This window comes from Halobacillus shinanisalinarum (assembly GCF_022919835.1).
Taxonomy (GTDB): Bacteria; Bacillota; Bacilli; order Bacillales; family Halobacillaceae; genus Halobacillus_A; species Halobacillus_A shinanisalinarum.
Map to the genome: position 1 here is coordinate 1,925,676 of NZ_CP095074.1, position 24,486 is coordinate 1,950,161.

General features: G+C 41.0%; 17 protein-coding genes and 1 pseudogene. 6 read left to right on the plus strand and 12 right to left on the minus strand.

Annotated features, from left to right (window positions below):
- Positions 1-178: 178 nt before the first annotated feature.
- A complete protein-coding gene (locus MUO14_RS09590; RefSeq protein WP_244755001.1) occupies positions 179-799 on the minus strand; it encodes a TetR/AcrR family transcriptional regulator in 621 nt (206 codons plus the stop codon).
- Between the two features lie 176 nt (positions 800-975).
- Between MUO14_RS09590 and MUO14_RS09595 the strand changes: the two genes are divergently transcribed.
- Positions 976-3,207, plus strand: coding sequence for an MMPL family transporter (locus tag MUO14_RS09595; RefSeq protein ID WP_244755002.1), 2,232 nt, complete (start codon positions 976-978; stop codon positions 3,205-3,207).
- Between the two features lie 87 nt (positions 3,208-3,294).
- On the opposite strand, the pseudogene MUO14_RS09600 reads toward MUO14_RS09595, so the two are convergent.
- The 5 genes and pseudogenes from MUO14_RS09600 to MUO14_RS09620 form a co-directional block, all read right to left on the minus strand.
- Positions 3,295-5,834: pseudogene (locus tag MUO14_RS09600) on the minus strand (heavy metal translocating P-type ATPase).
- A gap of 20 nt (positions 5,835-5,854) precedes the next feature.
- Positions 5,855-6,244 carry an ArsR/SmtB family transcription factor gene (locus MUO14_RS09605; RefSeq protein WP_244755003.1) on the minus strand — a complete coding sequence of 130 codons (390 nt, stop codon included), beginning with the start codon at positions 6,242-6,244 and terminating at the stop codon, positions 5,855-5,857.
- 191 nt (positions 6,245-6,435) lie between these two features.
- Positions 6,436-6,639, minus strand: a complete 204-nt coding sequence (gene copZ, locus MUO14_RS09610; RefSeq protein ID WP_244755004.1) for a copper chaperone CopZ — start codon at positions 6,637-6,639, stop codon at positions 6,436-6,438.
- 25 nt (positions 6,640-6,664) lie between these two features.
- Positions 6,665-9,070 (minus strand): heavy metal translocating P-type ATPase, encoded by a 2,406-nt coding sequence (locus MUO14_RS09615; protein WP_244755005.1) that lies wholly within the window; start codon positions 9,068-9,070, stop codon positions 6,665-6,667.
- A gap of 14 nt (positions 9,071-9,084) precedes the next feature.
- Positions 9,085-9,402, minus strand: a complete 318-nt coding sequence (locus tag MUO14_RS09620; RefSeq protein ID WP_244755006.1) for a metal-sensing transcriptional repressor — start codon at positions 9,400-9,402, stop codon at positions 9,085-9,087.
- Between the two features lie 149 nt (positions 9,403-9,551).
- Between MUO14_RS09620 and MUO14_RS09625 the strand changes: the two genes are divergently transcribed.
- From MUO14_RS09625 to MUO14_RS09635, 3 genes are all read left to right on the plus strand, one after another.
- The gene (locus tag MUO14_RS09625) at positions 9,552-10,208 is read left to right on the plus strand and encodes a DUF4396 domain-containing protein (protein WP_244755007.1); all 657 of its coding nucleotides are present in this window, start codon (positions 9,552-9,554) and stop codon (positions 10,206-10,208) included.
- Positions 10,209-10,469: 261 nt separating this feature from the next.
- Positions 10,470-10,799, plus strand: a complete 330-nt coding sequence (locus MUO14_RS09630) for a four-helix bundle copper-binding protein (RefSeq protein WP_244755008.1) — start codon at positions 10,470-10,472, stop codon at positions 10,797-10,799.
- 525 nt (positions 10,800-11,324) lie between these two features.
- Positions 11,325-12,812, plus strand: a complete 1,488-nt coding sequence (locus tag MUO14_RS09635) for an APC family permease (protein ID WP_244755009.1) — start codon at positions 11,325-11,327, stop codon at positions 12,810-12,812.
- 209 nt (positions 12,813-13,021) lie between these two features.
- On the opposite strand, the gene MUO14_RS09640 is transcribed toward MUO14_RS09635, so the two are convergent.
- Positions 13,022-14,287 carry a Zn-dependent hydrolase gene (locus MUO14_RS09640; protein WP_244755010.1) on the minus strand — a complete coding sequence of 422 codons (1,266 nt, stop codon included), beginning with the start codon at positions 14,285-14,287 and terminating at the stop codon, positions 13,022-13,024.
- Positions 14,288-14,638: 351 nt separating this feature from the next.
- Between MUO14_RS09640 and MUO14_RS09645 the strand changes: the two genes are divergently transcribed.
- Both MUO14_RS09645 and MUO14_RS09650 read left to right on the plus strand, forming a co-directional pair.
- Positions 14,639-16,102 carry a sodium:solute symporter family protein gene (locus MUO14_RS09645; RefSeq protein WP_244755011.1) on the plus strand — a complete coding sequence of 488 codons (1,464 nt, stop codon included), beginning with the start codon at positions 14,639-14,641 and terminating at the stop codon, positions 16,100-16,102.
- A 14-nt stretch (positions 16,103-16,116) separates the two neighbouring features.
- Positions 16,117-17,778 carry an amidohydrolase gene (locus MUO14_RS09650; protein ID WP_244755012.1) on the plus strand — a complete coding sequence of 554 codons (1,662 nt, stop codon included), beginning with the start codon at positions 16,117-16,119 and terminating at the stop codon, positions 17,776-17,778.
- A 245-nt stretch (positions 17,779-18,023) separates the two neighbouring features.
- Here the strand turns inward: MUO14_RS09650 and xsc are convergent, their stop codons facing one another.
- The 5 genes from xsc to MUO14_RS09675 form a co-directional block, all read right to left on the minus strand.
- Positions 18,024-19,802 (minus strand): sulfoacetaldehyde acetyltransferase, encoded by a 1,779-nt coding sequence (gene xsc, locus MUO14_RS09655; RefSeq protein WP_244755013.1) that lies wholly within the window; start codon positions 19,800-19,802, stop codon positions 18,024-18,026.
- 42 nt (positions 19,803-19,844) lie between these two features.
- A complete protein-coding gene (locus MUO14_RS09660) occupies positions 19,845-20,765 on the minus strand; it encodes a selenium metabolism-associated LysR family transcriptional regulator (protein ID WP_244755014.1) in 921 nt (306 codons plus the stop codon).
- 57 nt (positions 20,766-20,822) lie between these two features.
- A complete protein-coding gene (locus MUO14_RS09665) occupies positions 20,823-22,214 on the minus strand; it encodes an aminotransferase (protein ID WP_244755015.1) in 1,392 nt (463 codons plus the stop codon).
- Positions 22,215-22,347: 133 nt separating this feature from the next.
- Entirely contained in the window at positions 22,348-23,070 is a 723-nt protein-coding gene (locus tag MUO14_RS09670; protein ID WP_244755016.1) for a GntR family transcriptional regulator, read from the minus strand.
- Between the two features lie 323 nt (positions 23,071-23,393).
- Entirely contained in the window at positions 23,394-24,458 is a 1,065-nt protein-coding gene (locus tag MUO14_RS09675) for a YeiH family protein (RefSeq protein WP_244755017.1), read from the minus strand.
- Positions 24,459-24,486: the final 28 nt, after the last annotated feature.

Here is a 24,486-nt window from a genome sequence, read left to right on the forward strand (position 1 = left end):
GCTGGGGTTAAGATGTACACATCCATCTTTTTTTTGCGACGGCGTCTCCTACCCAAATGACATGATTGTTACCCCTGCAAGAACGGCGGACGAAACCCTACTCCGCGCAAACCTTACTGTATTCGCTTGAAAATAAATCTCATGACTTCTATACAAAGGATATAAGCTATTCAAAAGCTTAGTTTGTCAATCCCTTCCAAAAAAAACGCACTATTTGTGTGGCAGCCTCTTTTGAGGAGGGAAAAATCGCGTTACCAGATCCATTTTTATAATGACCAGTTTGCAATAAAGAAATATAAGCATGAACAGCAAAGGTTGGATTAATAGGCAAGATCTCCTCTTGATCTATAGCTTCTTTAAAGTAATCCTCCATGGCGTGATACATCGATTCTTCCGCATTTTGAATGGTTTCCAATTGATGATTGGAAACCATATTTTTTGCACTATAGATAAAGCGCTCAGTATCCAAATCGATGGACACAGATAAATAGGCCTCAGCCACGTTTAAAAGTCTTGTATAAAAAGGCTCTTCCTCACGTAGTAATTTTACTATCTGACTTTGGACTCGATACATAAGCTCAATCATGGCCTCGGTATAAAGTTCTGACTTGGTTTTGTAATAATAATAAACAGATGCTTTTGTCACATCACATGCCTTTGCCACATCATCCATAGATACACCTTGATAACTGTTTTCTAAAAAAAGCTGGGATGCTTTTTTTAAAATACGTTCGTTTGTAGGTTGTTTATGCTTGTAGTTAGGCGGTCTTCCTAGAGAGCGGTTTGTATTTCTCGCCATATCTTTACTCCTCACAATAAGAGTCAAAACAAGTATAACATAGAGGTTTTGCTGATCAGAAATATGAGATATTTGATAATTAACTATCCAGTATATATAATTATTACATCTGGAATCCAAATAATCAGGTATGTTTAAAGAGCATAGTCGTTATCCAAAGGAAAGGGAGATTGCCTTTGAAAAGTTTATTGACAAATTGGGGTCTTATCGTTGCTAGTTCAAAAACAAGATGGTTAACTGTGTTCGTTTGGCTTTTGTTCGTTGTAATCCTATCTTTTGTTTGGCCCCAGGTAAATCAAGAAGAAACGAAATCGAACCAATTGTTGCCGGAAGATGCGATGTCAGTGCAAGCCTCTAAGATTTCATCCGAACAATTCTCTAATGAATCCGGCGTGCCGCTGCTGGTCGTCTGGCACCGAAATGGCGGACTGACGGAAGAGGATTACCAACTTATCCAACAACTTTACGGAGGTCTTGAGGAAGATCCAGTGAGTAACCAAAAGCTAATTCCTCCATTTGCAAAAGCACCACAGCAATCCTTAGTTGAAGCAAGTTCTGAGGATGGAGCAGCCCTGACCACCCCGGTCTTTTTCCAAGAAAGTGCTTCGACCGAATCATTGCAGCGATCACTAGATCAGTTAAAGGAGAGAATCATAGCAAGGACCGACAAGTCGATCTTTAATGATTCCACTTCTGACGACGGGTTGCATGTACGTTTTACAGGTCCAGTCGGTATCCAGACGGATGCGACCGAATTATTTAGTAATGCAGACGTAACCTTATTAATCGCAACGGTCGTCCTTGTATTAGTATTGTTAATTATTTTGTATCGATCCCCAATCCTTGCACTTGTTCCACTTGTGGCTGTAGGAATAGCCTATGGCTTAATCAGCCCATTACTTGGTTTTATGGCTGATCAAGGATGGATCGTTGTCGATTCCCAGGCGATTTCGATTATGACCGTATTATTATTTGGTGCTGGGACTGATTACTGCTTATTTTTGATATCCCGCTATCGTGATGAACTGCGGATGGAACCAGATAAGTATGCAGCCTTACAAAAAGCACTCACTGGTACGGGTGGCGCAATTATGATTAGTGCTCTGACCACGGTAACAGGGCTTTTAACCCTAGGACTAGCGCATTATGCTTCCTACGACAGATTTGCTGTGCCGTTCAGCCTGTCTATTTTAATTATCGGAATCACCGCGTTAACCTTACTGCCAGCCATATTGGCCATACTTGGTCGAATTGCATTTGTACCCTTCATCCCTCGTACCGAAGAGATGATTCAAAAACGCGAACAAGAAAAAGGAAAACCTATTCGCAGACCCAAATCCACAGGACTCATCAATCAGGTGATTGGAAGATGGGCTACAGATAAACCCTGGATCATTATCATTTCCTGTACGATTTTATTAGGTGGCCTTGCACTATTCGTGCCCAAAATAGACTATACGTACGGTTTACTAGACTCTTTTCCAGAAGATATGCCATCACGTGAAGGATTCTCGATCATTGCCGAGCATTATCCACCAGGAGAAATTGCTCCCCTAGAAGTGATTGTCAATACTGATGGAGAAGAAGTAAATGTTAAAAACACACTGGCTTCTACTTCTAACGTAGAAGAAGTCAGTGGCCCTGTAGAAGGCTCTAGTACATCCTTTTTGAAATATGAAGTCACCTTGTCTATTGATCCATATTCCGAAGAATCCATTCAAGCCATTCCAGCTATTAAAAATAAAATAGAGAATGTACTTGGAAAAAATGGCATCGAAAATCCAGCTGAAAATGTGTGGATTGGTGGAGAAACAGCGACTCTTTATGATACAAAACAAGTGACAAAGCGTGACCAATCCATCATCATCCCGGCTGTACTGATTATCATCGCTGCCTTGTTACTCATTTACCTGCGTTCCATCGTTGCTATGGTCTATCTGCTAGCGACAGTTGTATTATCCTATCTCGCAGCCCTGGGGCTCGGATGGTTAATCCTAGATTTTGTTTTTGGTGCCGATGCGATGCAAGGATTAATTCCTGTCTATGCCTTCGTCTTTCTCGTGGCATTAGGTGAGGATTATAACATTTTTATGGTTTCAAGCATTTGGAAAAAGAGAAAATATATGCCTCTTAAACAAGCCATTCGCGAAGGTGTAAGTGAAACAAGTAGTGTCATAGGTTCAGCCGGCTTGATTCTTGCAGGAACTTTTTCCGTTCTAGCCGTGCTGCCATTGCAAGTACTGGTTCAATTTGGAACAGTGACTGCAATAGGTGTCTTACTAGATACATTTATCGTAAGACCATTATTTGTCCCGTCAATCACAGCAGTTTTGGGTAGATTTTCATTTTGGCCGGGAAGGCTCTGGAAAGTTCAAGAAAATAGAAAAAAGGGGACTGTTGAAAATTGATTAGCGCTTAAAGATTTAATGTCAGCTTGAAGATAAATATTTCCCCCTTAATTAAACAGCAAAAGAAATAGGAAGGTCTACACCTTCCTATTTCTGCTTTAATAACCTCATGCTATTGAGTATTACTAACAAGGCAGCCCCTGTATCACTTAACACAGCCATCCATAAGGTTAAAATTCCCGGGAAAATTAAAAATAATGCAGCCAATTTTGTAAGCAATGAGAACCAAACATTTTGTTTGATGATGGTTAATGCCCTTCTACTCAAACGAATCGTATGAGGAAGCTTTTCTAAATTATCCGCCATTAAGACAATGTCTGCCGTTTCCATTGCCGTATCCGTTCCTGCACCGCCCATCGCAATCCCAAGATCAGCTGTGGCAAGGGCTGGAGCATCATTAATGCCGTCTCCAACCATGGCGACACTCTTACCTTCATCCTGCAGTTTCTTCACAGCTGTTACCTTATCCTCGGGCAATAGTTCAGCGAAGTACCGATCTACACCGGTTTGGGCCGCAATTTTCTTGGCTGTTCCTTCATTATCACCTGTCAGCATCACCATTTCTCCCATTCCCACTTGCTTGAGATTCTGAATGGATTGAACGGTAATATCCCGGATCGTATCAGCCACAGCAATGACGCCAAGGGCCTCTGAGCGCGTACCTACCACTACGAGTGTGTGACCATCTTTCTGCAGAGATTGAATGCGATCCTCTAGATCTGTAAGAGGAACCCCCATTTCATGATATAATTTAGGATTACCAGCGAAATATTCCACACCATTAATTGTTGCCTGTGCGCCTTTGCCAGCAATGGCTTTGAAAGAATCCCCATTTTTTGCATGAATGTTCCGTTCCGTTGCGTAGGTTGTAATCGCTTGAGCAATGGGATGGGTGGAGTGTTCTTCGATGGTTCGTGTAATGCTTATCAGTTCTCTTTCATTTCCATGGATAGCTATGACTTCAGAAACTTTTGGTTTTCCCTCTGTCAATGTCCCTGTCTTATCAAAGGCTATGGTTTTAATAGCTCCTGCTTTTTCTAAAAATGTACCACCCTTTATCAAAACACCATTTTTGGCCGCATTTCCAATGGCCGAAACAATGGCTACAGGCGTGGAAATCACTAAAGCACAAGGGCAAGCAACTACCAATAAAGCGAGACCTTTATAAAGCCATTCTCCCCATGTTCCTAACCCTAATAACGGCGGGAGAACCATTATAAGGAGGGCAAGGCCGAAAACAATCGGTGTGTAAATTTTTGCAAAACGATCAACAAACGCTTGTGTAGGGGCCTTTTTCTCTTGCGCTTCCTCTACGAGATGAATAATCTTAGCAATCGTCGTGTCTTCTACTAACTTGGTTACCGTAACCTCTAATGATCCATTTTCATTTACTGTTCCAGCATAAACCGTATCGCCTCGTTGCTTATCAACGGGCATCGATTCCCCGGTGATAGGAGCTTGATTGATACTTGACGATCCTGAAATAATTTCTCCATCAAGTGGGATCTTCTCCCCTGGCTTGATGATGATCGTATCATTGATGGAAACGTCCTCCACAGGTTTACGTACCAACTCCCCCCCATTTTGACGGAAGCTTCAGATGGAGTAAGGTTGATTAAACTCCGAATGGATTCCCTTGTACGTTCAATCGACCTGTTTTGCAGTGTATTCCCTAACGCAAACAGCCAAACCACCATCGCTCCTTCAAACCATTCACCAATAAGCGCTGCTCCAATAGCTGCGGATGCCATTAATACGTTCATATCTAGTGATCCGCTTTTAATCGCATAAAAAGCACTTTTAGCTGGCTTATACCCTCCGATAACGATCGATGCAGCGTACAAAATTGTGATCAAGAAAGGAGAAACATTAGCAAAGGAGCCAAAGAATCCGAAGGCTAAAAGGAGCCCAGAAATCGTTGTTGTTACACCCTTTTGTTTATTTCCAGAAGATCCCTCCTGTTGTTGTTTACTGGATTCCAGAGAGGCAACAAAACCGGCCCTTTCTACTTCCTTTATAATCTCCTCTTGATTGGTATCGTGGTTAATATTCATTTTTCCTGTAGAAAAATTTACACTTACCTCTTTTACGTTAGGATTCTTTGTAAGATGCTTTTCAATGGTCATCGCACAGGATCCACAATCCATTCCCTCTATCTTATAGCTTTGCGTATTCTTCTTGGCAGGAATGGACTCAGCTTCAAATCCTAATTTACGGATCTGTTTCGGGATTTGCTCTGAAACTGAAGAATGATCAGCGCCCACAGCCATTTTACCGGTACCGTAGTTGACTTTCACTGTTGTGATCCCTTTGGTTTTCGCAAGGCTTTTTTCGATGGTTGCAGCACAAGAAGGGCAATCCATCCCTTTGATCTGATACTCGAATGTTTCAAGTGACGTGGTACTTTGATCATCGCTATCGTTGTTCTCATTACAATCATTGTCCCCACAGCAAGCAGGAGTTGGAGCTACTTTTTGAGAATTTTGATCGCTTTTATTTCCACATCGTTCACCTTCGCAACATGAAGTGTTTTCTTCCGAATTTGCAGCTGTTTGAGTTGTCTGCTTTGATGAACAATGATCATCTGTACAACAGTTTCCCTGCATTTGTTTTTCTATATTGCTCATTCGAATCCCCCGTCCTATCCTCAGACTTGTTCAGTCTTATTTCCCTCGTTAGAGTGAATCATGGCAATAGAAACAAGTTGGTGCACATGTTCATCTGCTAAGGAATAGAACACCAATTTTCCTTCTTTGCGGTATTTCGCTAATCTCATATTTCGTAAGAGTCGCAAGTGGTGAGATGCCGTAGCAGTGGTCGACCCGATAATATTTGCGACATCACATACACATAATTCTTCCTCTAACGTTAGGGCATAGGCTATTTTTAGCCGCGTAGCGTCAGATAAAGCTTTAAAAATCAGCTCAACTCCTTGAACCTTCTCAACTTGAGGTTGAATCCGATTTACTTTTTGTTCATCAAAACAAAACGTATCGCATGTATCCTTTATGTTTCTTTTCAATGTTTCTTTTACCATTTGATCACCTACATTCTAATATTTGTTTGATTATTTCTGATAGTATATGTTTCTCCATGAATTTCGTCAACGATTATCACGCTTTAGAACCATTAAGTTTCATGACCAAATAAAAAAGATCCCAAGGCACATTCATACTAGTACCTTGGGATCTTTCGTATCCTGTCCTAAAAAGAACAGATATCTCTGTTTTAGGAAACAACATCATATCCTTGTTCTTCGATTGCCTCTTCCATTTCAGCATTACTTACATCGCCGTCGTAAGAGACATCCACTCTACCTGAAGTAAGGTCAACATTTACATCTTGTACGCCATTCAAATCCTTAAGTGCTCCTTTTACAGCTGCCTCACAGTGACCGCAAGTCATTCCTTTTACTTGTAACGTTGTTTGCATTTCAACATCTTCCCTTCATAAAATTTTATATTTTCGCTCGCTTCAAACGCAGCGAATTACTAACGACACTAACCGAACTGAACGCCATCGCTGCACCCGCGACCCACGGGGCCAACAACCCTATTGCAGCAATGGGGATTCCAGCTGTGTTGTAAGCTAGTGCCCAGAACAAGTTCTGGCGAATATTTTTCATCGTTTTTTTACTGAGAACGATCGCCTTACTAAGATGTTCAAGATCACCTCCGACTAGCGTGACATCTGCTGTTTCAATAGCTACGTCGCTACCAGTTCCGATCGCGACACCGATATCAGCTGTTGCTAACGCAGGAGCGTCATTAATGCCATCACCAACCATAGCTACCTTTTGTCCCTGCTGCTGAAGTTCTTTGACCTTTTCAGCCTTCTGTTCGGGCAGCACTTCAGCAAATACCCCACCAATTCCCACCTGGTCGGCAATGGCACGGGCCGTTCGCTCGTTATCCCCGGTGATCATAAACACATCGATTCCGAGCGACTTCAGATCATGAATCGCCTGCTTCGACGTTTCCTTCACCGTATCGGCAACAGCAACATACCCTTTTATAGCTCCATCAGTGGCAATAAGCATGGCTGTTTTGCCCTGTTTCTCAAGTTGGGACAGCTTCTCTTCATGCTCCTCAAAGCTGATATTTTCACGCTTCATCAGTTTTCTAGTCCCAACGAAAACCTGCCTTCCCTCTATTTGAGCTTGGATCCCGTGACCAGGTATAGCTTCAAAGTGATCCGCTTCTTTTATTTCTACATCGTCTTCTTCACCATATGCAACAATCGCTTCTGCTAACGGATGTTCCGATGCTTTTTCTGCAGTGATTAAATCAGCTAAAATCGCTTTTTCATCGTCCTCTAAAGCAACAAAGTCTGTCACTTCTGGTTTTCCCTTCGTCACTGTACCCGTTTTATCTAACAGGACGGCATCTAATTGTTGTGTGCCTTCTAAATATTCTCCCCCTTTAAAGAGGATTCCTTTCTCGGCTCCTTTGCCGGTACCAACCATAATCGAGGTCGGTGTGGCAAGACCGAGTGCACAGGGACAGGCAATGACTAAAACTGCAATTGCTGCTTCAAGTGCCAAGGGCAGCTCACCTGGGGCAGCGAATATATACCATGCTAAGAAAGTAAGAACCGCGATACCAACAACTATAGGTACAAAAATACCTGAGATCGCATCAGCTGTCCGTTGGATAGGCGCCTTGGACCCTTGGGCCTCTTCAACAATTTTCACAATCCCTGCTAAAGCTGTGTCTTTCCCGACTTTTTCAGCTTTCACCTTTAGCGTACCGTTCTTGTTAATCGTTGAACCGATTACGGCATCGCCTTCATATTTTTCGATCGGCAATGATTCCCCCGTAATCATTGATTCATCAATGGAAGATTGCCCTTTCGTCACACTTCCATCAACAGGAATCTTCTCTCCCGGTTTGACAAGTAACACGTCACCAACCTGTACTTGATCAACAGGGATCTCTTCCTCTTCCCCGTTACGCAGGACGGTCGCTTCCTTCGCTTGTAAACTAAGAAGTTTCGTTAGCGCTGCTGTTGTTCGTCCTTTCGCTAGGGCCTCAAACAATTTCCCTACCAAAATCAGCGTGATCAACACCGCACTTGTTTCAAAGTATAGCTCAGGCATAACGTCTGGATTTAGCTGCCAACGGATCGCTTCCACAACACTGTAAAAATAGGCCGCAGACGTCCCGAGGGCAACAAGTACATCCATGTTCGCACTTTTGTTACTCAAAGCACGATAAGCTCCGAGGTAAAACGGTGCGCCAATATAAAACTGAACCGGTGTTGCAAGTAGGAACTGAAACCATGGGTTCATCAGAAGCGCAGGAACTGGTATACCAAGATCCCAAGGCAGGTGTGCTACCATTGTGTACAATAATGGCAATGAAAGGAGCACCGAAATGAAGAGCTGTCTCTTTTTCTTATTGATTTCCTCTTTTTTATGATCCTTTTGTTCCTCTCGATCTTTTTTTACAACAGCTTCGTAACCGAGCTTCTTGACTTTTTCAATGATATCGTCGAGGGAAACGAAGCCCGGATCATATTCAACAACCCCGGCTTCCGTGGCTAGATTCACGCTGGCCGCTTCAATGCCCGTCATTCTGCTTAAGCCTTTTTGAATGCGAGTGGAACATGCCGCGCACGTCATCCCATGGATATCGAGTTCCACTTTTTCCTTTTGAACACCGTATCCAAGTTTTTCAATTTTCTCGATTAGATCATTAGGCTGCACCTGATCCACGTTATAGCTAATTCTGGCGTTTTCCATGGCCAGGTTCACACTAGCATCAACGCCGTCCATTTTATTTAACACTTTTTCAATACGAGTCGCACAGGCGGAACACGTCATGCCTGTAATTCCAACATTAACACTCTTTTGATCACTCATCGATTCACGCCCCCTTATTTGGAGAACTGCTGAACAACTTTCATTAATTCATCAATAGCTTCTTCGCCTTCCCCTTTTTTAATCGCACCGGCCACACAATGATGCGTATGCCGCTCCAATAAAGAGTAACCTACTTTATTTAATGCGTTATTTATAGCTGAAATTTGTACAAGTATGTCGACACAATAGCGGTCATTTTCCACCATCTTTTGAATCCCTCTAACTTGACCTTCAATTCGCTTCAATCGATTTAACACCGCCTGCTTCTCTGCATCTGTTCTTGGAGTTACAGGCTGTTTCCCACTATTTTCAGGCAAAATATTTTCATCCATTTTTTATTAAGCCTCCTTTTTTACAATATACCCTATATAGGTATTTAAGGTCAATAGATTTACATCCCATTATTTAAAAGCATCATACGTTTATTTAAATACCGATACCGGGTATATGTTAAGTAAATGCTGTAACAGGAGGTGTGCTAATGTTAACCCTTATTTCTTGGATAGCACTGGGTATAGGATTTATATGCTCTGCCATCATCGTAGTCGATGTGATAAAACATCCTCAAATGATGAAGATCATGAATTTTGTCTGGCCGATCAATGGCTGGTTCTTTGGACCGTTTGCTTTATGGACTTATTTTAAGTGGGGACGGTTAAAAGCCAAAGATTTAGATATAGCAGATACCCGCGGCAGACCAGCAAATGTTTTTGTATCTACCAGTCATTGTTCTTCAGGTTGTACATTAGGCGATGCGTTAGGCGTTCCTATTGTCGCTTTAACAGCGATGACGATTGCGGGCTCCACTCTATTTGCTCATTACATGGTGGAATTTATTTTAGCCTATTTGTTTGGTATTATTTTTCAATTTTACGCCATTTATCCTATGAATAAAAACCAAGGTATCACAGGGTCTATTAAAGCGGCGATTAAGGCTGATTCTTTGTCCTTGATTGCGTTTGAAATAGGAATGTTCGGCTGGATGGCTATTGTACACTTTGTATTATTTACCACTCCGCCAAAACCAGCTGAACCAACGTATTGGTTTATGATGCAGCTTGCTATGATTTTGGGTTTCCTTACCAGCTATCCAGCTAATTGGTTGTTAGTGAGAAGGGGAATTAAAGAGGAAATGTAGCTCTCCAATTAATGTTTTAAATCATCTTGCTCTGGAAATAATAGTAGTGTGTGTTCAAAAAGTTGACGAATGAGAACGTCGACAAAGTTCGTCACACCCAGTGACAAAGTCGACACGAGGTGCGAAAGTTTTGAGGACCACAGCGTATGCCTTTCATACGTGAGGACCTTAAAAACCGAGCAAAGAAGAAATTCGCCGTTTAACCATTTGGTGACTTTTGAACATCCTCTAGAAGCAAGACATATTTTAGGAGGGTATTATATGAGTCATAGACAATATCAAAATGTAATTGAAGTCCTGCACGAGTGTATGGAAGCCTGCAACCACTGCTTCACATCTTGTCTGCAAGAAGACCATGTGAAAGATATGGCTGAATGCATACGGCTCGACCGTGAATGTGCAGATATTTGCGCCTCCTTCGAGCAAGCATTAACTCGTGGTACACCTTTTGTGAAAGAATACGCTCAATTATGTGCTAAAGCCTGCCGTCAATGTGGTGATGAGTGTGCCAAACATGACCATGACCATTGTCAAAAGTGTGCAGAAGCATGTCGCAAATGTGCTGATGAGTGTGAGAAGCTAGTTTCATAATAGAGGAATATGAGTCAGACTGTCGATATCTTTCCGACAGCCTGACTCTTATTTTTTTCCTTATAGTGTGTGTTCAAATCGAATGAGAAACAAGATATTTCCTTGACAGTACTTGATGAGGGCCTCAATCGAATTATAGAGATGATTTAAATTATTCTCAACACCAGCAACGTAGCACGCTCTGTCAAGTTACACTCCATCCCCTTCCCTTGGACCTGGGGTCACACTTAAAGTAAATCTAGTCTGAACACATACAATTAAAAGATGATCCTCTTTAATACTTGATACAGTTGGTGGAGAAGAACACAAAGCAAACTACGCGGTCCTTCGAAGACCCCTTACCCTTCTTATCAAATTTAAGAATAAACACCATCCGTATTTTGAATAATTTAAATTTACTGAAAACATTGAATCTAACTTAAGAGTTTGGTTTAATAAAGTCAGCTCAGGATCTTAAGATAATGAGAGTTTTGTTCGACCTTGTTTGATAGCGCTTACAAATGAAGTTATGAAGGGAGAAAAAAGATGGAAGAGAGAAGTGAATTGAAAAAGACGTTGAAGCCGCATTGGGTCTGGGCAATTGCATTTGGTTCAGCTGTAGGATGGGGGGCTTTTGTTTTACCTGTAGATTGGATGTCAGCAGCTGGTCCACTTGGAGTAATTATCGGTTTTAGTATCGGTGCTATTTTGATGATATTAATCGGGGTGAGTTATGGATACCTCATTAAAAAACTCCCTGTTTCTGGTGGAGAATTTGCTTATGCTTATTATGGATTTGGCCGCTATCATGCTTTCTTTTGTGGATGGTTTTTAACCTTAGGTTACATGTGTATTGTAGCATTGAATGCCTCAGCACTGGCTCTATTAGTAAAATTTGTGCTTCCTAGTGTAGCGATGCAAGGACTAATGTACAATATTGCCGGGTGGGAAGTATATGCTGGTGAGGTTCTGATCGCTTGCCTTGCGCTCATTGCTTTTGCCTACTTAAACATCCGAGGTACCAGCTTATCAGGACTTATGCAATTTATCTTCTGCATTACACTAATTGTGGGCTTAATCTTATTAGTTATATCAATGATCCTTCATCCTTCTAGTTCATTTACAAACATTCAACCTCTTTTTAAACCAGGAGTGAGTACCGTCGCAGCCGTTATCGCGATCGTTGCCATTTCTCCTTGGGCTTATGTCGGTTTTGACAATATTCCACAGGCAGCAGAAGAATTCAACTTTTCTCCACAGAAAGCATTTAAGCTTATCGTTATTGCATTGATTTGTGCCGCTGTTACCTACTCACTAACCATTATAGCTACTGCTGTTGCAATGCCATGGCAAACACTGATTAACCAAGAAACGATATGGGGGACTGGTGACGTTGTTAATAACGCGTACGGTACGATTGGCGTACTATTACTCTCTTTATCGTTGTGTATGGGAATTTTCACAGGATTAAACGGCTTTTATGTATCGACAAGCAGACTACTATTTGCGATGGGAAGAGCAAACATTCTCCCGCGCGCTTTTGCTAAACTGCACCCTAAGTATGAAACTCCTTATATCGGCATCGCCTTCACATGTATTGTCACTCTATTTGCACCATTCTTTGGCAGACAGGCATTATTGTGGGTTGTTGATATGTCAGCCATTGGGGTTACTATCGCTTATTTCTATTGTTGTGCGGTGGCATATCGACTGTTTAGATGGTCTGAATCAGGGAATAACAAAACATTAGCTATCTCACCTTCTAAAAAAGCTATGACATTATTGGGTGTGATTAGCAGTATAGGTTTCCTATTATTACTCATTGTCCCCGGATCACCAGGGTTTTTAGGTACACCATCTTGGGTCGCACTCTTTATATGGGTTATATTAGGTCTAATTTTTTACGCAGTAAAACGAAAGGACCTCGCTAGTATTCCAAAAGAATCACTTGACTACAATGTATTCGGAAAGACACTTGACCACGAGTCTACATCGCTAGACAATGAATCTGATATTGCAAAAAAGGATGCTTAGTTACTAAGAACAAGATTAAAACAAAGAGTTCAAGCTAACCCCCAGTCAGTGGGCAGCTTGAACTCTTTGATGGGTGTATTAACTTCGGGACATAAACTGTTAAAAATAGACCAATAAGTAAATTCTACGTAGAAGTCTACGAAAACAAAGCAGGCACTAGATTTTCGACACACAGATGAGGATAACAGACGTGATCAAGTGGATAGTCTCTATTGTTTTATATTATTGTTTAAATTGTTCGAAGCTACACCTAAAGGTTGATTCGCCAATTTATTTAGTACATGAAAGAGTGTTACTATTCCGCACTCTATATCTTCCCATTCCGTATTTTCCTCTTCGCAATGGCTTTTACCGTTTATGCTCGGAACAAACAACATTCCTGCATTAGTTATATGCTGCATGTACATCGCGTCATGTCCCGCCCCGCTAATCAAATGTTTATAAGGATGACTTAATGAACGACAAGTACCCTCCATTAATGTACAAATTTCATTTGAGAAGTGTACAGGCTGATGGGTACGAATTTCCTTAACCGTGGATGACAGCGAACTTTCTTCCACTTCCGTTTTAATCAATTGTTTTATCTCTTCCATTCCTTTGTATAATTCTTCTCTATTTGGATGGCGAAAATCAATCGTAAACTTAGTTTCACCTGGTACTGCATTAATGATTCCTGGTGATGTTGTAATATTCCCCACAGTGGCAACTGTTTGTTCATCCCTATTTTCAGCCCATAAACTTATTTTTTGGATGATGGCGGCTGCTTTTACCAAAGAATCATTTCTCATCGACATTGGCGTAGAACCAGAATGATCCGATTGTCCCGCTACCTCCACCTGCATCCATGAAAAACCTGCAATTCCCTCTACAATACCAACACTTTTTTGCTCTATTTCCAACATTGGTCCTTGTTCAATATGAAGCTCTATAAATGCGCTAACCTCCCGTGGTCGATTAGATTCCTCCCCCTTAAAGTCAATTGCTTCTAACTCATCTTTAAACAAAAAGCCTTTATTATCTTCACGGGTGTACACATAGTCTTTGGTAAATTGACCTGTGACAGCTCCACTCCCTAGCATTTGAGGCGTAAATCTAGCCCCTTCTTCATTTGTAAATGAAACTAACTCGATCGATCGAAGTGGTTTTACTCCTTGTTCTATTAATGACTCTACAGCTTCTAGCGCCCCTAATACACCTAGTACTCCATCAAAATTACCACCTTTAGGAACAGTATCCAGGTGAGATCCAGCCATTACAACTGGCAAACCTCTTTCCAACCCATGGAGTTTACCATAAATATTACCGAAGTCATCTACTCTAGTATCTAGACCTACTTCCTCCATCCATTTAACAAAAAGCTTTCGTGCTCTTTTATCTTCCTCTGAAAGAGCTAACCTTGTCACTCCTCCATTTGGTGTGGCTCCTATTTTCGCCATCTCGGTCATTCTTGCCCTTAATCGATCAATATTTATCATTAGACATCACCCTTTAACTAAAATAGTTACCTTCAGAAAATTCTGATTTCCATATAATTAAAATAGTAGAAGATAAACATCCCATTTACAATGTGTTTTAGTTAGCATGGTTTATTAAAGGTGTATAAACCCACACAAAACACTGTCACCCCGCTGAACTAACCCTTTTATATGAGTTTTTGATAATGACTATTACAATTTTCTATGCCACTTTTATTCAGAAAACATTCATTATTCAGTTAATTAATGTTTAAATTAAATAAAGTAATGTCCATGCCATCTTTGGATGAACATCTTAGGTGTGATTGTTTCAATCGTTATAAATTTAAGCCTTTAATAGGAGGAAAATGGATGTCGTGGTATTTAGGTTATATGATTGGATATTTTGCTTTCATGTTTGCCGTTGGTTTTTATTACTTCACTAAGGTAAAAACCTCAGACTCTTATTTAATTGCGGGTTGGAATATGGGCTTCTTGAACATAGTAGGTACAATTATCAGTACGAATTGTGGGGCTGCTGTTTTTATTGGCTGGATCGGAATGGGATTTACTGTAGGAATGTCAGGTTTTTTCAAGTTTGCTTTACCAGCTTACCTAACGAGTATGCTTTTGATTGCTTTCTTCAGCAAACCCCTAAGGAGACAGAAACTTTACACAATAGCTGATTTATTCGGTGAACGTTTCGGAGCCAAAACAGGGATCATCCCTTCCATCTTCTCTGCATTTATTTACTCTGTACCAACTACAGCACTTCAAATTGTCGGAATGAGCACTGTATTTAATATGGTGTTCGGTATAGAGCCAAAAATAGGTATAGCTTTATCTTTTGCTTTAATACTAGGGTTCACTATACTCGGAGGACTTGTAGCCACAATCGTAACAGATGCCATCCAAAGTGTTATTTTATTGATCGGGATTATTTTATTGGCATTTGCAGCCTTAAGATTTGGTGGAGGCCTATCTAATGTCATCGCCAATACTCCTGTAGAGTATTTAACGCCAACTGGAGCTGAAGGCTTAGGTAATGTTTTACTATTCGCTTTATCTGTTGCTCCTTTCTATTTAATCTGGCAATCTACCTGGCAGCGGATTTTTGCCTCGAGAACAGAAAAAGTGGCAATAAGAGCGGGACTAACAGGTTTTGTCATTGCCTTATTTATATCTGTCTTGCCTTATAGTATCGGACTCATAGCAAGACAATTTGTACCTTCAGATATCCAACCTGATTTAATTTTCTCCTATGTAACGGTGGAACTGCTTTCTCCGGCGATAGGCGGTATTGTCATCACTGGGTTGCTATCCGCTTTAATGACTGGGGCCGACTCCTTCATTCTCCAAGGCAGTTCAAATATCACACAGGATTTATACCACCGCCTTCTTAAACCCGAAGCCTCAGAGAAAGAAATGATGTTTGTTTCCAGATTAAGTGTGGTCATCATTGCCCTGCTTTCGGTAATTATAGCCTATTTTATGACTGATATTATTAGTATGTATCAATGGGCATTACGATTATCTGCCACCACCCTAGTATTCCCTTTTTTAGCAATCATGTTGTGGAAGAAAACTACGAACAAAGGCGTTATTTCAAGTATGTTAGCAGCCTTTATGACCACTCTAATTTGGCCATTGTTTCCAATGGATACTGACCAAGTCATACCAGGTTTTATCGTCTCTATTGTCACTTTAATCGTTGTAAGTTTATTAACGAATCACTCACCTGGTGAAACCGTAAAAGCCGTTTTCTGGGAAGACCTCCCATCTGCTCGTAGAGGAATGGACGAGCCTGATGATTCTAAAAAATCACAAATTTACTAGAGAGGGGTAACAGAATGAAAATTGATATGATCATAACAAACGCAAATATCATTACGCTAGATCAAAGGAATACAGCAGCAAAATCATTGTTAGTGTCAAATGGAAGGATTGTAGAAATATGCACTGAATCAACCCCTGATATGAGTGCGTATACAACCACATCGAACACTTATACATTAGACTTAAAAGGGGCCACAGTTTTACCAGGGTTTATCGATACCCACAGTCACCTATTAATGTATGGCCAAATGTTAAACGATATAGATTGTCGCTCGCCCCACACGAATGATATTCGCCAAATTGTAACTAAAATTCATGAAAAAGCACAACTATCTAAGCCAGGGGAATGGATCATGGGATGGGGGTACGATGATACATTACTCAACGAAAAAAGGCATCCAACAAGGTTCGATCTAGATCAGGTTTCTCAAAACAATCCAGTATTTATTAGGCATATCTCAGGCCATTTTGCTACAGTAAATTCCAAAACATTAGAATTGGCTGGCATCTCAGATGATACGCTCAATCCAGACGGTGGTTTTTTTGGGCGAGATGACTCTGGAAGATTAAATGGAGTGATTCATGAGATTCCTGCATTGGAAAAAGTATTCCCTGTCCTGCCCGTATCTAATGAAGAGGAAAATATAGAAAACATAGGAAAAGCTGCACAAACCTATCTATCTCAAGGAATCACTACTTGTACCGATGCAGGGGTGGGACTAGACAAAGGGATAAGCGAACTTGATGCTCATTTGGCAGCAGTGAATTCTGGAAAAAACCCGATGTCAATGAGATTAATGATATTGCATCATTTACTAGGAGAAGATGGTCGTTTTGCTGGTTATAACGCCAAAGAAATTCAAAACGAGCTAAATAATAAAACGAATAACAAAGTTAAACTTGATAGTGCGAAATTATTTCAAGATGGTTCCATTCAGGGTTATACAGCTGCACTTAGGGACCCTTATTATAGTGACAAGTCGGTTAAAGGTACCCTGCTTCATGGTCAAAAGGCATTCAATGAGGAAATATTAGATTTGCATAGAAGAGGCTTTCGTATTGCCATCCACGGTAATGGTGATAAGGCTATTGAATCAAATATTAGTGCGCTTCAAGAGGCCCTCCAAAAGGCTCCTAGGGAAGATCACCGCCATCGAATCGAGCATGTCCAAACGGCCTCTTATCATGACTTAAATTTAATGAAAAAGCTCGGTATTGCCGCTTCATTCTTTATTAATCATGTTTATTATTGGGGTGAACGACACAGAGATATCTTTCTAGGTCCGCAAAAGGCAGCGAGATTAAACCCCTTAGCTGAGGCAGTAGATCTAGATCTATTATTTACACTTCATTCGGACTGTCCAATCACACCTATTTCGCCATTATTCTCTGTCTGGGCTGCAGTCAACCGGCTAACTAGTAAAGGAAATGTTTTAGGAGAAGGGCAAAAAATAGACGCTTTAACGGCTTTAAAATCTATGACAAGCTATGGAGCAGCATTAAATTTTGAAGAAGACGATAAAGGAACGATAGAGGTTGGAAAGAAAGCAGATTTTGTTGTATTAGAAGATAGTCCAGTAACCTGCCCTCCAGAAGAAATAAAAGATATCCCTATTTTAAGTACGATTATTGATGGAAGAATTGTTTGGACAAATAAGATAAAAAGCATTGTATAACCCATGTATATTATAATATTCCCTAAACTAGTACACTAAGGAAATAGGCTTTTATTTATGTGGTGGGCTGATCTCTGTATCAATACAGGGATCAGCCTGTTTAATGTCATTATGATTGTAACAAAGAAAGAGAGCTTTAGATACGTATTTTCTTAACGCTCCCCCTTTAATACATAGTAAAAAGAGGCTGTTACAGAAGGCCGCAGAATTGCGGACCTTCTACAAGACAGCCTCTTAACTAATCGTTATTTTTTACCCCAGCTTTCAAAATCTAAATGTTTATATTTAGGCAAGTGACGTGTTGGCATTTTCAGTGCATCTTTTCTGAATGGTGGTGCTAGTTGCGTTCCGTCTACTTGGATGTCTATAACAGTTGGCTTTTTGGATTTAATCGCCTCAGCTATCACAGGCCCGACATCTTCTGGCCTATCTACTCTGTACCCTTGCGCTCCCATTGATCTAGCTACTTCGGCAAAATCAGGGGAATCAATATCTGCACCGACAAAGCGATTATCGTAGTAATCTACTTGGTTCTTCTTCTCGGCACACCATGCGTTGTTATTGAACACACATGCAACGACCGGAATATTCTGTTCTACTGCTGTACTAACTTCGTGGAGACTCATGCCCCACGCACCATCACCGACAATGGCCACCGCGGGACTGCTCGGATCTCCTAATTGCGCTCCTAATGCCGCTGGATAAGCAAATCCTGTATTGCCAAATGTAAGTGCCGCAATATGTTTTCTCCCTTGGTTAAATTTCAAATAAGCATTTGCTGTAGAGGAAACATTTCCAATATCAGTTGAGATCATCGTTCCTTCTGGTACTGCTCTCATCAACTCCAACAGGGCGCGTCGAGGGTTGATAGGATTTCCGTCTTCCATTGCCAGGGATACAAGTTCTTCTTCCCATTTTTCTCTTTCATGCGTGACTTCTTGTAAACGATTTTGGTTTTGTACCGGATCAGGGGCTTCCTCCTGCAATCGATTTAGGAGCTCATCACATGCTGATTTGGCATCTGCAATTAAACCAACCTCAATCGGATGTGTACGTGCAATATTTCGAGGGTTAATATCAACCTGAATAATCTTGGCGTCTTTAGGAAAATAATCAATGTCGTAACAAGGTAAGGTTCCAAACACCGATAACCTTGTGCCGATGGCGAGCACGACGTCTGCTTTTTTCAACGTATTCATGGCAGCTTTTGAACCCATATATCCAATGGGCCCAACAGCTAATGGATGGTTATCCGGAAACGCATCATTATGCATGTAGGAAACCGCTACTGGGGCTGTTAGATGTTCCGCAATTTCTTTGACTGTATCAATCCCGTCAGAATCTACGGTTCCTCGACCTGAGATAATCACAGGATACTCCGCGTTTTTAAGCAGCTCAACGGCATTATCTAGTTGAGCAGGATCACCGCTTCCACGAGAATCCACACGATATTGATAAGGTTCCAAAATTTGATCTTCTAATTCACCGTAAAAATAATCACGGGGGATATCGAATAGTACTGGCCCTCGTTCGGCATATGCAATTCTAAATGCTGTACGCAGGCAATCAGCTACGCGGCTGACGTGGGTTACCTGAACCGTTTCCTTCGTAATGTCCTCAAACACAGAGACCTGATTGCATTCTTGGAAACCATCCCATCCAACTGTCGGCGTACCTGCAGATGGTGAAATTACGACCATAGGGGTGTGTGCCTGATTCGCTGCTGCCACAGAAGTTACCATATTTGTAATCCCCGGTCCATTCTGACCAACTACTACACCTGCTACTCCTGTTACACGAGTATAGGCATCAGCCATATGTGCGGTTGTTTGTTCATGACGTACCGGCAGGAACCGAATATCGGCAGTAGGTAATAGATCAAGCATATCCATGAACGCTGATCCTAAAATTCCGTAAACCTCTTTTACTCCTTCAGCCACTAGTGTTTCTACAATAGCTTCACTTGGCGTCATCTTAACCTTTTTCCCTCTTATTTGTTTTACTTCGGATTCTACTTTTGCCATATAAAATTCCTCCTAAATTATTATTTATATTCATTCCCCTATCTAGCATACTGGGGATTGAAATGATAGCTTTTTATCTAAGTGTTTAATAGAATGAAGAAATACTTCAGCTGTAGACTTCAACACTACATCACGATGAAAGACGATATAGAAATTCCTTAAAAAGGATACATCTTGAATAGGGTACGTTTTCAAAAGCCCTAATTGTAATTCTTTTTTTATTGCACTTTTGGATAAAATGGAAAGCCCCAGTCCGGATTCTACCGCCGATTTTACTGCTTCCGTGCTTCCTAATTCGAACTCAACATTTAGGCTTGACGGATTTAAGCCGCTGTTAATTAGGTGCTGGTTCATGACTGTTCGTGTACCTGACCCACTTTCCCGCAATACCAATGGGAGTTCCTTTAATTCTTCCAGCAAAACAGCCGTTTTCTCCTCTTCAAAATAGTGAGGGGTTGCAACTAAAGTGAGCTCATCTTCTAGGAAAGGTTCTAGGAATAGTTCCGGATCTTCAATTGGCGCTTCAATTAACCCAAGGTCCAAGACATGGTCTTTAATCTTCCCCATAATCTGAGTCGTATTTGTGATGTCTACACTCATCCGGACCAAAGGATATTCTTTTCTAAACTCCCCTAAAATTTGCGGAAGAATATTCTCGCCAATGGTTAGGCTGCAAGCAATTTCCAGGTCGCCATAAACCTGGTCAGACATGCTCATAATTTCCTTTTCAGCCGTTTCACTTACCTTAATTATTTCCTTGGCATAACGGTAAAGAACATTCGCAGACTGTGTTAGTTGAACCTGTTTGGTAGTCCGTTCAAACAAAGTCGTATTCAGGTCTTTTTCTAGTGATTTTATCTGGGATGTGATCGTTGGCTGGGATAGATAGAGTAATTTAGCTGCTTCAGAAAAGCTTTTCTTATCAGCTACTGTGATGAATGTTTGTAGCTTCTCATAGTTCATATTCGCTCACCTTTCTATGAGAGGATGTTCAAAAAACACCTAGTATAAGCTGCGAACTCACTGTCTGCTTGTTTTTTCGGTCCTAATGTAGGCTTTGACATCGTAAAATGCTGACTTTACTGTATTCACTAAAAACTCTAAATCAGCTTCTGTTGAGGAGAGGGGTGGCGCTATAATTAGTACGTTATTGTAACCAGGTACGGTGTCACCGTTGCGTCCTATAATCAATCCATTTTCTTTACATTTTCCAATAATTGAACCAATCAATTGGTCAGAGGCCGGTTTTTTTGTCTTCTTATCCTCGACCATTTCAATGCCATAAAGGAAACCAACGCTCCTGACTTCGCCGACGTTCTCGTGTTCAATTAGCTCCTTTAATTGTCCTAAAATGGATTCACCTAGTTTATCTACACGATTTACGATCTGTTCTCTTTCAATGATTTCAATATTCTTTAATGCGACTGCACATGATGCTGGGTGCCCCCCGTATGTGGAAACGTGTCTAAAATGTGTGTGGTCACCGGCTTCTTTAAACTTTTCATAGATTTCAGATTTTACTGCAGTTGCTCCTAAAGGTAAGTAGCCACTTGTCAATCCTTTAGCCATCGTAACGATATCTGGTTCAACATCATCTGAGTGCATAAAGCCAAACATTTTTCCGGTACGTCCAAAACCAGAAACTACTTCATCCATTATTAGGAGCACATCATGTTTTTTACAAATCTCGGAAACTCTTGTTAAATACGCCTTAGATGGTATGATGACTCCCCCGCCAGAAATAAATGGCTCCATAATGACACCGGCTACGGATTCTGCCCCTTCCCACGTGATCATTTGATCAATCATTTCTGCTGCGATCAGATCACTTTTCTCCGTGTCTTCACCAAAAAGGCTACGGTAACTATATGGAGGCGAGGTGTGAAGAAAGCCCGGTACACCTGGGTCATATTTCATACGACGGTTCGCTTGCGCTGTTGCACTTAATGCCCCTAAGGTCGTTCCATGGTACGCACGGTATCTTGAAATGAATTTGTACTTTCCAGGATTTCCATTTTGACCATGGTATTGACGAGCAATCTTAAAGGCAGCCTCGTTGGCTTCAGATCCGCTATTTGAAAAAAAAGTCTTATAGGATCCACCTAAAAGTTGACTAATTTTCGCCGAAAGATCAATGGCTGGTACATGGCTCAACGTAAGGGGAAAATACGACAATTGCTTCATTTGGTCAGCCGCTGCATCAATTATTTCTTGTCGGCCATGGCCTAAATTTAAACACCATAAGCCTGATACACCATCTAAATATCTGTTCCCATTCACATCTGTAAACCATGAACCCTCACCAGATTCCGCGACCATCGTTGGTTGATTTTCAACATAGCGATGCATCGCATGCCATAGATGATCCGTATCCTTTTTCACCAAACTATCCATTTCATCTTTTACCTTCATCACATTCATCCCCTTCAACTAGATGATTAACATACAAACAGAAATTGACCATTCGGACATCCGGTTGTTCGGACCAGTTAAAAGACACTTTTACGTTCAGTGATTTAAAAAATTCAGATGGGGCTTCTCTTCCTTAATTATTTTTTCTTGATAAATTGATCGAAAACGAATACATGTCTGAACGATAGAACCCTTCTTGATACTCAACGAGATCGCCTTCGTTATCATAAATCATGCGGTTGATAATCAGGGAACATGTAGCGGGAGAAACTCCTAAATGATTAGCATCGTTTTCAAGAAATGGTCCACTTGTGATCATTTGCTCCGCATCTGCAAAATTGATTTCTAATTTCTTCTCAAGTAAATCATAAAGTGTTGCCTTATCTAGGTCATATTTCTCGAGCTTCATTCCGATCTCAACAGGATAATATTGATTTTCTATGGCGATGGGTACATCGTCTGCATAACGGATCCTTTTAATAAAATATGCCGTATCAAGCCCCGTTAATGAAATGATTGATTCATCGGGCTTCATAATACCGTGGTCAATCAGTTTTGCTCCCGGTTTCATCCCCATTCCGCGAATCGTTTCCGTCGTACTGCTTAAGTACCCTAACCATTCTTGAATGGGCTTAAATGAAACGAACGTTCCCTTGCCCTTCTTTTTTTCTAGAACGCCATCCCGGACTAGCAGATTAATTGCCTCTCTAACGGTGCTACGGCTAATCGAGAACTCCTCCATAAATTCCCTTTCACTCGGAATTTTGGTTTTATATTCTCCGTCAAAAATTTTCTTCTCTAAAATCTCCTTCAGTTGAATATGAAGTGGAACAGGATTTGTATGATCTAAAGACATTGGTGAGACCTCCGATTTTCCGTAAATAAAACACCTTCTTGCAAACGGTTCCAATACTCTTTAAAATTAGACGCCCTTTCCATTCATCATCCCCTTTCAGTGAACTTCACCCCAAGGTAGACATCCTATCCATTACTTCTAGGATAGAAGAATGCTACAGTTAACAAGTTCACTTTATCTATATCTAATTATAATCTTACCGATTCACAATTTTCAATAAATTCCGATATCAGGATATTTAATAACTGAGATAGGGAAATGTTATAAATTGGGCAAGAGAGTTTTTATCCGCGAAATCTTAACATTGTTCACAATCCACTCTATTATAAGGTGAGAAAGGTAATGACAGATAATAATAAAGAAGTGATCAGCATTGCAATTAACGGCCGAGATGCCTTTGCTCTTATTGCTTGGAAACTAACGTTTAAGCCAAGTCCAACCATGGCCATGGTTAAAACAAAAGTGGACAGGGTTGCAATTCCATCCATGATGGCAGCCGGTATTTGAATATACTCGCCAATGACATAACTTCCGAAAAGACTCATACAGATAAAACCAATTAAAAACCAAGGGAATTCTATCTTTGTTTCTCCAGCCCCATTAGAGTTTCGCTTCTTCATCCAATACATCAAGATAAAGCATAAAGGGACCAATAAAAACACTCGACCTAATTTAGCTAATAATGCAATCGCTAACGCATCCTCTCCCCCAGGCGCAGCAGCTAGTGCCACATGAGCAATTTCATGTAAGCTTACCCCAGACCAAACCCCATAATCCGAACCGGATATAGGCAGGATAGGCCGGATCAGAGTATAAAGCAGAGCAAAAATGGTTCCGGCTAAAGCAATTATACCTACCCCGATCGCCGTATCCTCCTCCTCAGATTTCACGATCGGGGATATGGCTGCAATAGCTGCTGCACCGCAAACAGCTGTTCCAACTGCAAGTAGAAGGGATAATACAAAATCAGCCTTTAGCCATTTTGCCATGAACATCATAGTTACCATTACAAAAACAATGGTTCCGATATCACGTACTAGCAAAGGCAAGCCCTGATTAAAGATAACAACAATATTTAACTTTAATCCATATAACACGATGGCATACCGAAGTAATTTTTTTGCGGAAAATTCGATACCCGGACGAATTTTTTCAGGATATTCCCAAATTTGACGACAAATGATGGCGATGATAATTGCGCAAGCAAGAGGGCCCACACGATCAAACCCCGGAATCTCAGATAACCCAAGTCCTAATAGTGCAATGAAAAAGGTGAAAGCAATTCCACCGATCCACGATAATGCCAAATTTGGTCTCTTTCCTGACTTTTTTTGCTGGCCCGAAGATTGTACCTCATCAAGTTTCTTTGCAAGCGGTTGTTGTGCCATTTTCTACATGCCCCTTTCCATCTTTTTT